This window comes from Candidatus Gastranaerophilales bacterium, assembly GCA_028693235.1.
Taxonomy (GTDB): domain Bacteria; phylum Cyanobacteriota; class Vampirovibrionia; order Gastranaerophilales; family Gastranaerophilaceae; genus JAQUVW01.
Map to the genome: position 1 here is coordinate 24,974 of JAQUVW010000007.1, position 14,339 is coordinate 39,312.

The following is a 14,339-nucleotide window of genomic DNA, read 5'->3' on the forward strand; positions in this document are numbered from 1 at the left end:
GTGATACCAATGTTAATAGAAGAATTACTTGAGGCTGCCGTCAACAAAGGGGCAAGTGACTTACATATATCAAACGGATTACCTCCCGTTATAAGAGTGGACGGTAATTTGCTTAGAATGGAGTATTCTGCATTAACTCCTGATGATGTCGAATCTCTCCTATTTCCGATGTTGAGTAACGAACAACGTAGAACCCTTGAACAAGTTTGGGAACTCGACCTCAGCTACGGTATTCACGGTTTGGGTCGTTTCCGTGTAAATATATATAAAGACAAAGGCTCTTATGCAGCTGCATTCAGAACAATTAATGCTGTTATTCCGTCGTTTGAATCTTTGGGGCTATCTCCTACGGTAAAAACTATTACAGAACGTCCTAGAGGCTTGATTTTGGTTACTGGACCTACCGGTAGTGGTAAATCTACAACTTTGGCGTCTATGATTGACCATATTAACGAGCAACGCTCCGAGCATATTTTGATTATTGAAGACCCGATTGAGTATGTCCATTATTCTAAAAAAAGCGTCGTTCACCAAAGAGAACTCGGGCAAGATACCCGTTCATTTGCAAATGCTTTGCGTTCTGCATTAAGAGAAGATCCTGACATTATACTTGTAGGTGAAATGCGGGACCTTGAAACGATAAGTTTGGCATTAACTGCCGCTGAAACAGGTCACTTGGTTATGGCAACTTTGCATACATCTTCTGCAAGTCAAACTATCGACCGTATTATTGATGTATTCCCTGAGGCTCAACAACAACAAGTTAGAGTCCAGCTATCAACTTCTTTGATTGCTGTTTTCTCTCAAACTTTGCTTCCAAGGCTTGATGATGACGGCGAATCAAAAAAAGGTCGTATAATGGCTCAAGAAATCATGGTCGTAAATACAGCTATTGCGAACCTTATCAGAGAAGGCAAAACAGCTCAAATATATTCTATGATGCAAACTGGGGCACAATTCGGTATGCAAACGCTCGAAACTGCTTTGAAAAACTTATATTTGCAAGGTTCTATTGATTTAGATGATGCTTTGGCTAAATCTCAAAGACCTGATGAGTTTAAGCGTTTAGCTAATTTAACTCGGTAAATTATAATAAAACAAAAGGGCTAATAACAAGTCGGCAACAAGTAGATAAACAGTTGCTTTAATTGCTGCTTCTGTTGTTGATATACCAACGTTTTTTGCTCCGCCTTCTGTTTGATAACCTTGTGTTGCACAAACCGTTGTTATGATAATTCCGAAAATTGCACCTTTAATAACGCTGATATAGATATCTCTTGTGTTTAACCATAACCACACAGAGTTCATATATCTATTGGGATGCAAGCCGATTGTTGCGTATGAAACCAACATTCCGCCGATTATGCCGAACAATTCTGCTATCAGCACGACCATTGGAACAGTTACTGCTGCTGCAATAATTCTGGGTGCAAAATAATATCCTACAGGATTTACTTTCAATGTTTTCATTGCATCTACTTGAGATGTGACTTTCATATTAGCGATTTCAGCACTTATTGCTGTTCCGGCTCTTGCACTAATCGCTAAAGCTGCAAATCCCGGTGCTATTTCTCTAATCAAAGCAATAGCCAGAAATCCGCCTACGTAGTTTTCTGCTCCGCTCATCAAAAATTGTTTGGAAACTTGAAGTGCTATGACAACAGCTGCGATAAACACTATGATAAGTGCTATCGGCAGCGAGTCATAACTAATCATTGCTGCTCTGCTTATTACAGAGCCAAACTTTACATTTTTGTCAAAAATGTATTTGATTGATGTTATTAGGTTTTGAATACAAAGTCCTAAAAAATTAATCATAAATAGGTGTGCACCATTTTTTGTATTTTTCGACTTTGCCTTTTACAACATCAAAGTATAATTTTTGAATTTTGTCAGTAATAGGTCCGACTTCTCCTGTTCCAACGAGTCTATTGTCAATCTTAGTTATAGGACTGATTTGAGCACCTGTGCCACAGTAGAAAGCTTCGTCAGAGATATAAAGTTCTGTTCTGTCGATTTCTCTTTGAACAGTTTCTATGCCTAAGTCTTTTGCAATCTCAATAATTGTGTTTCTGGTAACGCCAACCAAAATATTATCAGTGGTATTTGAGGTTACGAGTTTGCCGTTTTGAACCAAGAATAAGTTCATTGCAGAGCCCTCTGTCACGTGTCCGTCCGGTGAAAGAACGATAGCATCGTCAAAACCGGCCATTCTTGCGTCGGTTACGATAAGAGCTGTATTTGCATAACAACCGGAAACTTTTGCACGTGGCGGAATTGCATTGTCATCAGAACGTTTCCAGCTTGAAACGCAAACGCTCAAACCTTTTGATGTATCAATATAATCACCCAATGGAATTGTGAAAATTAAAAGTGAATCAGGGTTATCAATTAAGCCGGGTCCGATTTTTAACGCACTTTTATAAATTTGTGGTCGCATATAAGCATCTGCTTTATAGTCGTTTTTCTTGAATAGTCCTCTTGCTAATTCTACAAGCTCATCAGCTGTATATTTTGTATGCATGTGCATGATTTTTCCGCTGCGGATTAATCTTTCCATGTGTTCTTTTACTCTAAACGCATACATTTGGTTTTCTTCTTTGTTGTAGTATGCACGAATACCTTCGAAAACAGATGTTCCGTACAAGAATGCGTGATTTCTGACAGGGATGGTGGCTTCACTCATTTTTACATATTCGCCATCCATAAAAACTAAATCATCTTTGGTCACTATAGTGCCTCCTTTTTTATTTCGGTTGTGCTAGTCTATTCTAGCATATATTTCAACTTTGGAGTAAATTTTTAACATACTTTTAATACAGCGATTAGACGATTTTATCCACAAAAAAAGCTTCCTATAAAGAAAGCTTTTTTAATAAAATAATTATTTTTGTTTCGTTTCTATTTTTTTATAAACGCTATTTTGTTCTTGCTTTGTCTCTTTGGGAACAGCCATAAAATAAGGGTTTTGATATGTTTTATATGCTTGAGTTTTAGAATCGGCTATTTTAGTTGGAGTTTGAGCGGTTCCGTTTTGATTTGGAGTTTCAGGTTTTGTTTCTGCCGCTTTAGCGTTTCTGTTTTTGAACTTTTTCTTAGTAATGTGTTCGTTTATCTTTGGTAAGGCGAAGCCTAAGAAAGCAGGTACTAATACGCACATTGATAAGAAGTCGAATTTGCTGTTAAGAGCTTTTGCTTTGTGTAAAAATTCGTTATAAATTGTTTTGCCGTCAGCACCAATGTTGTTTTTAAATAAGCCGTACAAATCATCAATATCTTTTGATTTATTGGTAACCGCTTTTTTAATTGAGTCGGAAATAGTTTTGTTGTCTGCTTTTGCAAAATTTTCGGCACCGCCACAGATATTTTCGAGTAATGTTTTAGATTTATCGGTAGTGCTGAATATTTTTTTCAAATTGCCGCCTTGGTTATCGACAAATTCGCAGAAGCCTTCAATACCTTTTTTGTAGTCTTCAAGGTTACTGTATTTTGAAGTTAAGGCGTCACTTTTAAGTATTTGGATACCTTTTACGGGTTTAAGATAGTCTAAGAATTTTCCTATAGGAGTTTTGGCTTTAAATGCGTCGTCTTTAATCGCTAGTACATATCCTGATTTTGCTTCTGAGCTTTTTGTGAAAAGTTTTGCTAAAGCTCTGGCTCCAAAACCCATTGTTGCAATTGAGATAGTATCACGTCTTATGATTTCTTCACGGTCATAATTGTCTTGAGCTTGGACAATTCTGGGGGCTAAAACTCCACCAAGCATTGCAGTCATTAACATCGGAAATGACATATCTACGCCATCAAATTCTATGGTCTTTGCAATTTTTGATAATCCTGAACCATTGACAATATTATCTGCCATTTTTGCAGGATTCATACCGAAAGATGGTTGTTTTGCATTTGTTTGTTTTTTATCTGTTTCCGTTGTTTCTTGAGTTTGGTTAGGTTTTGTTGCTGTTTGGCTATTTGCAGTTGGAACAGCTCCTTGTGCTTGTTGTTCTTCAAGACCTCTTAAAGCAGGATTGTCTTTACTTATATTGTATAATTTAGGAATAATAGACAAAAATCCCATTACGGCAGCCATCATTCCGATGTTTACGCCAAATCTTGTATTTATTCTTTTTACGTTAAATTTGTCAACGAATTTGCCTACAGTTTCAACAAAGTTTTCAGGTGCTTTTGTAAAGTTTTTTTGGGTTTGTTTTATCGCATCATCGCTGTAGTCTGCGATATGAGATACCATTTTTTTGAAGGTTGTTGCGATTGAGCCACCTTCAACTTTTGCATTTTTGATTTTTGCTGTCAAAAAGTCTGAAGTCGGATTGTCGGCGTATTTTTTAGTTAATTTAACAAATTTTTCCGCAACGTCGTTTAAGGCATCTTGTTGAGAGCCTTCAACTCTTATGCCTCGCATATTTGTTATTAAGCCTTTTTTCTTTTTGCTTCCTAAATTAATTAAGTCAGATGCGATTTCGTCTATTTCTTTTTCGACAATTTTGCCTTTTTGACCTGTGGTTTCTTCAATAATATTGGAAACAACATTTTTATAGAAATCTTTTTTAAGTTTTACTCCGTCGGTAATATTTTCGGGAGAAACAGTGTTTTTGTATATATCGCCCAAGCCTTTAATAAAAGCTGCCGGTACATTTGTCGTTTTTCCGATACCTCTTGTAAGTCCTGCAAGAGCCATGCTCGGTATTATAAACATGCTCGGACCTGTTGTGAATTCGCGAATAGCTTCTTTTAAAGCGAAAGTTGTATTCTTTTTACCTGCGTTTTCTTTTTTATTACGTGTTAAGCCCGCAATCGGGCGTGGCAAGTTGGTTCCAAGTGTATCTTGGATACAAAAAGATGCAAAGAGTCCTCCTCTTTCGATTGCATCCATGACATTTATTACGACTGAGTCGACGCCTAATCCTTTGAAGTTAGGATTGTAATGTGATTTTGCCTGTTCCCCTTGTCGCACTTTCGTTTGCGGCTGTTGTGTAATCTGCTCTGAAATACGCATAAATATACCATTCTATTGTCTATACTTTATTAAAATAAGCTGAAAATTTTTATTGCCTTTTTGTGCTCTCATGTTAACAGTTATTTTACAAAGATTAACATTAAGTGTACTTAGTATACTTATTAATTTGAAACTTCTCAACACCTAGTATATCCCTTATTCATATATGTTTACAATTTTTGTCTTCATGTTAGAAATTGTAAAAAAAATATGCCAGCATATTAGTGATGTCTCTTTTACTAATTTTTACTTCTTCCTTAAGGTGTTCTTTAAGGAAGTTTTTTTAACTTGAAAAAAATATTATTCTTAATGTATAAAAATCTTGCTAGGCATTTCTATTGAAAAATGCGGCTACTTCTTTGTTTGAAAGCGTTTTTGATATCGGACGTCCATGCGGGCATGTGTATGGGTGTTTCGTCTTTTTCCAGTTTTTGATAAGTTCTTCCATTTGCCACAAGTTTAGATGCTCACCAGCTTTTACTGCTGCTTTGCAGGACGTTGTTATTAAAATTTTTTCTTCTAATGAATCAAGGTTGCCTTTTATATTAACTAAAAGCTCTGCTACTATATCTACAGGTTTTATGTGGGCTATAATTTGAGGGACTTTCCTGAATATAATTTGTGTAGCTGAAATTTTTTCGATTTGATAACCGAAAGACATCAATTTGTCTTTGGCTTGCATAAGGAGCTCTACTTCGCTGGTTTCAAGATTTAAAATATCAGAAATTAAAAGAAGCTGTGAAGCGTTATTTTTATTGCTTTTGAGCTTTTCATAGATATATCTTTCGTCAGCAATATGTTGGTCTACAATCTCAAGTCCTGCTTTAGTTTCAATCAAAATGTAGGTGTTATAATACTGACCGATTATGTTATAGTCACGAGAGTCTTCCGTCTGGGGTTCAAGTTCTATTTTAAAGCTTTTTTGTGGCACTGGCGATTGGCTCTCTTTTACAGGGAAAATCTGTGGTGCAGAATATCTTTCTGTATTTATTGTTGCCGTATCATTTTTTTCTGTTATATAAACAGCATTGTCTGATTCTTTTGAAGTTTGGGTAAAAGGTAAAATATTAATGTTTTCTGTTTCCTTATCGGTAGAATAAGTCCGATTTGAAAGGGCTAAATCTATTGCACTATATAAAAAATTGAATATTTGATTAGGGTTTTTATATCGAACCTCTCTCTTTGTCGGGTGGGCGTTTACGTCCACATCAGAAGTCGGAATTTCTAAATTTAACACGACGAACGGATATTTCCCATGCGGAAGCATGTTTTTGTATGCTAAATCGATTGCTTTTAGCAAGATAGGACATTTAACCATTCTTGAATTTATAAAGGTATAAATTGCTTTTTTGCTTGAACGGGTATAGGCAGGAGTGCTAGTATAACCTGTAATCTTAAGCTTTGAGAGCTCGTCTGTTTTCTCAATGGGTCTTAAAAATTCAACAAATGAGCTTGAATATATTTCGTTTATCCTTGTTAAAAGGTCAGAATTTTGTCCTGTTGAAATTATATTGTTGCCGTTGTTTTTCAGGACAAAAGCTACTTCAGGGTGCGATAAAGCAATTGATTGCATTAATTCTTGAATGTAAGCAAATTCTGTTTTTGCACTTTTTAAAAATTTTAGTCTTACGGGTTGGTTAAAAAACAAGTCTTTAACTTCCATTATCGTGCCTATGGCACAGCCTGTTTGGGATTTTTTTACTACAGAGTTTTGCGATTCGACTCTCGTTCCGTATTCAAACTCTTTGGTTCTTGTTGTGCAGGTGACTTTTGCTATTGAAATTATGCTGGCAAGTGCTTCTCCTCTAAAGCCAAGCGTGTGAATATTCCATAAGTCATTTTCGTTGGAAATTTTACTTGTAGCATGCTTTGAAAAAGCAAGTTCAATGTCGTCAGGATGAATGCCGGAGCCGTTATCTGCAATTCTTATATCTCTACATTCGTTGGAAATCGAAACCTCAATTTTTGTTGCACCTGCGTCGACAGAGTTCTCAACAAGCTCTTTCACTACTGATGACGGGCGTTCTATTACTTCCCCCGCTGCTATCTGGTTGATTACATGTATTGATAATTGATTAATTCTTTTCATTGCTTTTATTTTAATATAATATATTGACTATGGATAGTTTGAAACAAGATTATGTTAAGAAAAGAAAGATTTATCGAGATATCTTTTTTAAATCGGAAGACTCTATAAAAAAAGTGCTTTTAGCCTTAAAAGTAAAACATTTCTGTACTAATTGCAAAGATGTTTGCGAATTTAAGCAGGCTGAAAATCTACTTTTTGCAAAATTACCTCCCGAATGCTCCTACAAAGAATGGCAAAAAGAAGCACTCTCTAAATTGAAAAATGAAATATCTCGTGATATTTATGTTCGCCTGCAACAAATTTTGGCTTACAGAGAGGATTTCCACTGCGAAAAATGTGCCTTGTGTTGCAATTTCGCTTGCAGCGAATTTTCTCCTTCTGAATTAAAACAAAAGGCTGACAATGGTGACAAGTTCGCAACTCAGTTCCTGAGTGTTTTTATTCCTTATGAAAATATTGATGAAGCTAAAAAAATCTACCCAGAATACGTTTCACTTTTAGAAGCTAAATACGGTGATACTGAAAGTGTCTATTTCTATCATTGCCCCAAATTGTCTGAAAATAATTTGTGCAATGATTATGAAAATCGTCCAGATGTTTGTAGAGATTTTCCGAATAATCCTTTAGCGATTTTGCCCGATTCGTGCGGGTTTAAGCCTTGGAAAGACGAAATCGAAGTCATCGCACTTTCTTTGCATGCTCTTTTGGAAATTGTTGAGTATTATATCGAAAAAATTGAAAAGGCTTTTTTGTAAATTAAAAAGCAGAGGCAAAAGACCCCTGCTCTTTATACAAGATGTTTGCAATCTTAATAATTAGCTTTTTTAAGGAAGAAATATGATTGCGGGTGATTACATACAGGACAAACTGTTGGAGCTTCTTTCCCTACATACAAGTGTCCGCAGTTTGAACATTCCCAAACAGACTCATCTTCTCTTACAAAAACTTTTCCTTCTTTTATGTTCGCTAAAAGATTGCGGTATCTTTCTTCGTGAGCTTTTTCGATTTCGGCTACCTTTTCAAAAAGAACGGCAATTTTTTCAAAGCCTTCTTCACGAGCTTCTTTTGCGAATTTAGCATACATATCTGTCCATTCGTAATTCTCGCCGTTAGCAGCTTCTTCAAGGTTTTTAATGGTGTCGTCAATAGAGCCGCCATTTAATAATTTGAACCAAATTTTTGCATGTTCTTTTTCGTTATTCGCTGTTTCTTCAAAGAATTGACCGATTTGGACGTATCCGTCTTTTTTAGCTTTAGATGAAAAATAAGTATATTTATTGCGGGCTTGGGATTCTCCTGCAAAAGCTTCCATCAAGTTCTTTTCTGTTTTTGAACCTTTTAAATCCATATTAGACTCTCCTTTACTAACCGGTGTCTGAGTTATTCGATAGTATTTTTCTCGCATTTACTTTGGCATTCAGGACAAACGCCTCTGAATGTAATTTCGTGTTTAATTACTTTAAAGCCAGTTTTTTCTTCAAGTTTTTCGCATATATCCGGTGCAATATCAGCAGGAACATCAAAAATTCTGCCACATTCAATACATATTAAATGATAATGCTCAAAAGTATTGTGGTCAAAGTGATCACTGGCTTCAAGCCCTTCTATTTTTTTTATTACCCCTAACTCGGCAAGTTTATTCAAATTTCTATAAACTGTTGCAAGGCTTATGTTTGGGTAGGTTTTTTTTAAAATATTATAAATATAGTCTGCAGAAGGGTGAACCACATTTTGGGTAAGCGTTTCAAGAATTAGTTCACGTTGTTTCGAATAATTCATCTAACCACCTAAAATAATAACTATTATCATTTTGACTTATTTTCGCAACTTTGTCAATGGTTTGTTAATTTTTTTCAACATTACTTTTTGATAGCAGAGCAGGCTTTTTTAATGGGATTATAAATCCGAAAGTGTTGCCTTTCCCTTTTTCGCTTATAGCTATCATTTGTCCGCTATGTTTTTTAATTATTTCTTTTGACAAATAAAGCCCCAATCCATTACCGATTTGTCTGAATTTTGTTGCGTTTGAGATGTATTTTTCAAATAAACCTTGAAGTTCTTCCTTGTTGATATACAAGCTGTCATTGTGTACCGTGAACTTGAAATCTTCCTCGTCATTAGAGAGTCGTATGGTTATTTTTGTGCGAGATGTAGTATAAGAAACGGCATTTGAGATAAGGTTTGTTATTACTCTTTTTAGCTCTATTTTATCCCCTTCGATAAAATTTTGAGTAAGATTGTTTTCAACAATGACTTTTTGTTCTCTTTCTTCAATGAGATAAGCTAACTCAGTAATGCTGTTGTTGACTATGTCCATAACCTCAAATGGTTCATATTGCAGAATGTATCGCCCGTCTTCTTGTTTGTATGTTGTGAGAATCGTTGAAATCATGTTTTTCATGAATTTACAAGAGTTCATTGTTTGTTTTAGTATGACTTTTTGTTCTTTCGTAATATCTCCGAAATGACCGTCTAAAGTTAGTTGCAAAGCTCTTATTTGTGCTGAAACAGGAGTCTTTAAGTCATGTGTCAGTGTTGCAATGAATGTTTCTTTTTGCTTCTCATTTTCTTTATATATAGTTATATCTCTGACTATAACAACAAAATCTGTTACTTTCCCTCTACCGTTTAGCACAGGGGCTTTGTGAATTTCGCCATGGAATTTTTTACCCGCTAAATCTAATGTTAAATCTTTTATTATAGCTTTTTTGTCGAAAGTTATTTGGTTATCTTCTTTTCGACATTGTTCAAGTTGAGCTTCAGGAAGATAATTCTCTAGAGAAATTGGGTCCATATTGTTTTCATCAATATTTAATATTCTTTTTAGCTCTCGGTTTCCGAATATAATGTTGTTATCAATATTTTTAATGAATGCTATATAAGGCAAGTTCTCAAAAAAAGCAACAAGAAGTGATTGCTTTTGCATAACTTCCATACGCAAAAGTTCTCTTTGGGTTACATCTCTGCCTATTCCCATTAAACCTTTAAGCTCTCCATTAATAAAAAAAGGTGCTTTTACGATTTCTGCAACAATAGGTTTATTTGATAAAGTTCGAATTCTTTGTATATATTTGAATTGTTTTTGGCTTTTTAAAACAAATTCATCATTTTCTTTAATCAATCGTGCTGTTTCTTGCTCCAAAAGGTCTTTGTCTGTCAATCCAATAACGTTTTCTTTTTTGCCGAATTCATTAAAATCTATGAATGCTTTATTACAGTCTATGTATCTAAAGTTCGTATCTTTAAGAAAAATCAAGTCAGGACAATATTTGAAGATATCTGATATTATTACTTTTTGCTCTGTGTATTTTTTAAATAAAAAGCTGTAATCTTTATGTTGTATATATATCAATCGAAGAAAAACAATAAGTATAATGAGCAAAATTGCATCTATAATTTTAACCTCAATGTAGGGAATAATGAAGCCGGCGATGACCAATATGATTCCTGTAATGGTTAGTATGTTTACCGTTGTTTTTTTATTCTTAAACATATATGACCTTATTGCTTGTCTAGTGCTGTTCAACCAAGTTTAATTTAGTTGCTTTTACTGCGGCTTGAACCCTGTCTTGAACATCTAGTTTTACTAAAATACTCGCAACATGTGCTTTTATTGTATGGGTGCTTACCATTATTTCCGTTGCGATTTCAGGGTTTGTCTTACCTTGAATCATTAGTTTTAATACTTCTTTTTCTCTGTCTGAAAGTTTTATGTCATTATTTGGTACAGGGTATAGATTGTTAATGTTTGATATGTCTGGTCTGGGCATGTATTTTGCCGGAATTGAGGCAACCTGAGAGTCTAACCATAAAGCACCTTTTGTTACACTGGCTATAGCATTCACTATGGTTTCATCGTCAGGGTCTTTCATGCAATAAGCGTCAGCTCCTGCTGAAATTGATGCTAAAACTGTATCATCTTTTTCATGTGAAGTGAGGACTATTATTTTTGTAGAAGGATATTTTTCTTTCAATAACTTTGTTGCTTCGATTCCATTCATTCCCGGCAATCCTAAGTCCATAAAAATAATATCGGCAACTTCTTTTTGCATTGCTAATATACATTCTTCTGCCGCTTCAAAATCTCCGAGGATTTTTAATCCTTTAATTCCTGCCAATGTGTGTTTTAAACCGACTCTTGTAAGGAGATAATCTTCGACTATATAAATTGAAATTTTATTCATATAGATATGTCCTCGTATAACTTCACAGAAGTTACCACTGGTAACTTAATATAGTATTTTTTGATGCTACTTTTATATTAACCAAGTGGCTATAGTTTTATTTTATTATAAGTATTCAAATATTTACTGCAATGTTTAATTTAATAAAAAGACAAAAACGGAGACAATTTGTCTCCGTTTTCAATTTAATATAGTTGATGCTATTCCATAATTGATTTAAGCATAACCATAACACCGAGTTGTTGATCATAGGCACTTGAGTCATAAACGCCGTCTGCGACATATTTACCACCGGAATAATTTGTGGTTCCTGCCCATACGTAAGGTGATGCTACACCTTTGTTTCTATATCCAAGACCGTTATATCTTTCTGCGTAATCGGCAATTGCATCTAGGTCATCAGAATTGTTTGCCAAACTTCCTTTATCTTGGCTGTTTATAGCGTCGATAGCAGCTTCTGTCCAATCGTTGAAGTTTTTGCCGGCGGGTACGTGCGTTGTCGGTTTTCCGAGTGGGTCGCCATTGTGAAGGTAAGTGTTGAAGTTACCTGAAGATTCTCTCCAGTGTATTGCCGCAACAAGTTCAGCAGGTACGCCGGTTGCTTCTGCAACTTTTTCATATTTGTCTTTATTGTCAGTGTATAATTTTTTGAATTTTTCAAGGTCGGCTTTTTGAGAATCTGATAAGTTTTCTTCAAAATCAAATACAGGTCCGGTTCTGTTTTCTGCAATGACTTTGTCAGTTTTTTCCTTTTGTTCTGCTTGAGCAAGTTCTGTTTTAAGGGTTTGGATTTCCTTGTCTAAACCATCAACTTTAGTTTTCTTTTCACTTTCTAGGGATTTGATTTTTTCATCAGTTTCTGCCTTTAATTCTTTAGTTTTTTCGGCAACTTTGTCTAATTTGTCTTTCATTTCAGGGTGGTCTTTAGCTAAAGTTTCAAGCAATTTGTCTTTTTCTTCTTGAGCTTTAGTTTTAGCTTCTTGAGCTTTAGTTTTAGCTTCTTCAGCTTTGGTTTTATCTTCTTCTGCCTTTTTCTTGTCAGCTTCCAAAGTTTCTTTTTCTTTTGTTAAGTTGTCAATTTTTCCTTGTATATCAGCTTTTTTAGAGGCTGCGTCTTCAGCTTTTTCATCGACAGATGACATGCTACTTTGAAGATTGCCGATTTGTCCTTCTACGTCACTGATAGCTGTAGTTTTTGCTTCTATTGTGGCTGTAGCGTCTTGGATTTTTCCTTCAGCGTCTTGGATATTTTTGTCTTGAGTTGAGATTTCTTTTGCAAGTTCTTCACTCTTTTTGTCGTATTCTTGCTGAACTTTTTCATCGACTTTTTCTTCTTCCATAGCTTTTTGGACAGCTTCGTCGTATTTTTCTTGTTCAGCTTGAATTTTTTCTTCTGTATCTGTATTTACAGTTTCTTTTTCGGTTTCTTTTGTTTCTATTTCCTTTTTAATTTCATCAGGAGTTCTTGCATCCGCTGTTTCAGAGCTTGGATTTGTTGCAGAAGTATTTCCTGCTCCGTTGCTGCCTGAACTTGAGCCTGTGCCTCCTGTTCCTCCCACACCGCCTGATGGAGCACATTGGTAACTGCTTGATGGTGTGCTTGCGTTACTCGTTTTTGGAGAGTAAGTTTCTCCACGTTCTTGTTCTGCAGGGTCTTCGATATCTTCAAGTTTGCCTTCAGTTTCTGTTTCTGTTTCTGGGTCTAATGATTTTGCCACATTGCTGATAAGGTCAGAAAGATTAACGTCTAAATCTTGAAATAATTTTTCGACATCATCAGATGAAATATTTCCGGAATCTGTGTCAAAAGCACTGATGTTTTTTAACATAGTTTGTATTTCGTCGTTGTCGATTTTTCCATCGTTATTTGCATCTGCTGCTTTTTGAACCTCTTTTACGTTAAGAAGCTCTTGTACCAGTTGAACGACACTCTTTTGTTCATCTGTCATATCGGCATCTTTGACATCTGTCGTGATTTCTTTCATTCCGTCTTCATCTTCTTCAACGAAATATTTCATTGAATTTGCGATGTCAAAAGATACACCTTGTGCAAATATAGACTCACCTGCTATTCCTTCTTGCTCTTTCGTTTGGGAGTCTTGAAGTTTTTTCAGGTCATCTTCATTTACTTTGCTTGTATCAAGCTTTCCGTTTTGTACCAGTTTTAATAATAAATCACGCCACATATTGGTTTTTCCCTTTTTATTTTATCCCTATCCATGACGGTATAGACTACCGCTATACCATGATTATCGGCATTTTAAGATGTTTACTTTAAGACATGGAGAAAGAGATTTAGAATGTGTTAATAATTTGTAACAAAAAAGATTTTTTAATAAAGTCATTTTTGTTGTGGGTTTAGCCCATTGAAACAATTGCTCTTATTGTGCTCATATCGCGGTCTTTATATGCTACACAACTGCTTGAACTTCCGGAAGTGTTACCTTCGATTGTTTTAATGTTGTAACCGTCACCTGAGTCGACTAATATTCCGACGTGGTCAGAGTTGTTGTCGCCATCCCAGTCAAATAAAACCATATCACCCGGTTTTGCTTGACTTATGTCAATTACGGCACCTGCTGCTGATGCTTCGCTGTATAAGGTCGGACAATATGCAGGGTTTGAGGAGTTTTTGTACCAATCAGGGAGATTGTCTAATCCTACGCCTTCGCCAAGTGCCATTCTTACGAAGTCTGCACACCATGCTCCTGAGTCAAATTGGTAACCTTTTTCTTTAAAGACTTTTCGCATTTCGTCTTCGCTCATTCCTTCAAATTGTTTTGCGAATTCAATGGCTGCAGCTTGGTCACCTGTCATATTTTCTTTAAGGACTTTATCCGTCTTTTCTTTTTGTTCAGCTTGAGCAAGCTCTGTTTTAAGAGTTTGGATTTCACCGTTCAGTCCATCGGTTTTTGTATCTCTTGTTGATTCAAGTTCTTTGATATTCTTGTCGGTTTCTTCTTTTATTTCTTTTGTTTTTTCTTCTACTTTGTTTAATTTATCCTTTATTTCAGGGTGCTCTTTTGCCATTGTATCAAGCAATTTGTCTTTTTCA

12 protein-coding genes are annotated in these 14,339 nt (G+C 35.4%); 2 read left to right on the forward strand and 10 right to left on the reverse strand.

Features of this window, described 5'->3' with window-relative positions:
- Positions 1-9: 9 nt before the first annotated feature.
- Positions 10-1,086, forward strand: coding sequence for a type IV pilus twitching motility protein PilT (locus PHV37_10275; GenBank protein ID MDD3238464.1), 1,077 nt, complete (start codon positions 10-12; stop codon positions 1,084-1,086).
- Here PHV37_10275 and PHV37_10280 read toward each other — a convergent pair.
- From PHV37_10280 to mutL, 4 genes are all read right to left on the reverse strand, one after another.
- The gene (locus PHV37_10280) at positions 1,075-1,818 is read right to left on the reverse strand and encodes an ABC transporter permease (protein MDD3238465.1); all 744 of its coding nucleotides are present in this window, start codon (positions 1,816-1,818) and stop codon (positions 1,075-1,077) included. The two genes, PHV37_10275 and PHV37_10280, sit on opposite strands and share 12 nt — an antisense overlap.
- Complete coding sequence (locus PHV37_10285; GenBank protein MDD3238466.1) at positions 1,811-2,731, reverse strand: branched-chain amino acid transaminase; 921 nt, start codon at positions 2,729-2,731, stop codon at positions 1,811-1,813. Before PHV37_10285 ends, PHV37_10280 begins: the two co-directional genes overlap by 8 nt.
- Positions 2,732-2,884: 153 nt before the next feature.
- Positions 2,885-5,011, reverse strand: coding sequence for a hypothetical protein (locus tag PHV37_10290; protein MDD3238467.1), 2,127 nt, complete (start codon positions 5,009-5,011; stop codon positions 2,885-2,887).
- Positions 5,012-5,336: 325 nt separating this feature from the next.
- Positions 5,337-7,100 carry a DNA mismatch repair endonuclease MutL gene (mutL, locus tag PHV37_10295; protein MDD3238468.1) on the reverse strand — a complete coding sequence of 588 codons (1,764 nt, stop codon included), beginning with the start codon at positions 7,098-7,100 and terminating at the stop codon, positions 5,337-5,339.
- 29 nt (positions 7,101-7,129) lie between these two features.
- Here mutL and PHV37_10300 point away from each other — a divergent pair, with 29 nt between their 5' ends.
- Complete coding sequence (locus tag PHV37_10300; protein ID MDD3238469.1) at positions 7,130-7,855, forward strand: YkgJ family cysteine cluster protein; 726 nt, start codon at positions 7,130-7,132, stop codon at positions 7,853-7,855.
- Between the two features lie 53 nt (positions 7,856-7,908).
- Here PHV37_10300 and PHV37_10305 read toward each other — a convergent pair whose 3' ends face one another.
- From PHV37_10305 to PHV37_10330, 6 genes are all read right to left on the reverse strand, one after another.
- On the reverse strand, positions 7,909-8,448 hold the full coding sequence (locus PHV37_10305) for a rubrerythrin family protein (protein MDD3238470.1): 540 nt from the start codon (positions 8,446-8,448) through the stop codon (positions 7,909-7,911).
- Positions 8,449-8,480: 32 nt separating this feature from the next.
- On the reverse strand, positions 8,481-8,879 hold the full coding sequence (locus PHV37_10310) for a Fur family transcriptional regulator (protein MDD3238471.1): 399 nt from the start codon (positions 8,877-8,879) through the stop codon (positions 8,481-8,483).
- A gap of 64 nt (positions 8,880-8,943) precedes the next feature.
- Positions 8,944-10,593 carry a PAS domain-containing sensor histidine kinase gene (locus tag PHV37_10315; protein MDD3238472.1) on the reverse strand — a complete coding sequence of 550 codons (1,650 nt, stop codon included), beginning with the start codon at positions 10,591-10,593 and terminating at the stop codon, positions 8,944-8,946.
- Between the two features lie 19 nt (positions 10,594-10,612).
- The gene (locus PHV37_10320) at positions 10,613-11,284 is read right to left on the reverse strand and encodes a response regulator transcription factor (GenBank protein ID MDD3238473.1); all 672 of its coding nucleotides are present in this window, start codon (positions 11,282-11,284) and stop codon (positions 10,613-10,615) included.
- A 200-nt stretch (positions 11,285-11,484) separates the two neighbouring features.
- Positions 11,485-13,470, reverse strand: a complete 1,986-nt coding sequence (locus PHV37_10325; protein MDD3238474.1) for a hypothetical protein — start codon at positions 13,468-13,470, stop codon at positions 11,485-11,487.
- A gap of 172 nt (positions 13,471-13,642) precedes the next feature.
- The coding region (locus PHV37_10330) for a CHAP domain-containing protein (GenBank protein ID MDD3238475.1) at positions 13,643-14,339 on the reverse strand (697 nt) is incomplete at its 5' end.

What these genes read in the sequence shown, in the direction of transcription:
- PHV37_10280 (MDD3238465.1), bottom strand. Translation starts at nt 1,818, where the DNA reads ATGATTAATTTTTTAGGACTTTGTATTCAAAACCTAATAACATCAATC.
- PHV37_10275 (MDD3238464.1), top strand. Translation starts at nt 10, where the DNA reads ATGTTAATAGAAGAATTACTTGAGGCTGCCGTCAACAAAGGGGCAAGT.
- mutL (MDD3238468.1), bottom strand. Translation starts at nt 7,100, where the DNA reads ATGAAAAGAATTAATCAATTATCAATACATGTAATCAACCAGATAGCA.
- PHV37_10320 (MDD3238473.1), bottom strand. Translation starts at nt 11,284, where the DNA reads ATGAATAAAATTTCAATTTATATAGTCGAAGATTATCTCCTTACAAGA.
- PHV37_10315 (MDD3238472.1), bottom strand. Translation starts at nt 10,593, where the DNA reads ATGTTTAAGAATAAAAAAACAACGGTAAACATACTAACCATTACAGGA.
- PHV37_10310 (MDD3238471.1), bottom strand. Translation starts at nt 8,879, where the DNA reads ATGAATTATTCGAAACAACGTGAACTAATTCTTGAAACGCTTACCCAA.
- PHV37_10300 (MDD3238469.1), top strand. Translation starts at nt 7,130, where the DNA reads ATGGATAGTTTGAAACAAGATTATGTTAAGAAAAGAAAGATTTATCGA.
- PHV37_10290 (MDD3238467.1), bottom strand. Translation starts at nt 5,011, where the DNA reads ATGCGTATTTCAGAGCAGATTACACAACAGCCGCAAACGAAAGTGCGA.
- PHV37_10325 (MDD3238474.1), bottom strand. Translation starts at nt 13,470, where the DNA reads ATGTGGCGTGATTTATTATTAAAACTGGTACAAAACGGAAAGCTTGAT.
- PHV37_10305 (MDD3238470.1), bottom strand. Translation starts at nt 8,448, where the DNA reads ATGGATTTAAAAGGTTCAAAAACAGAAAAGAACTTGATGGAAGCTTTT.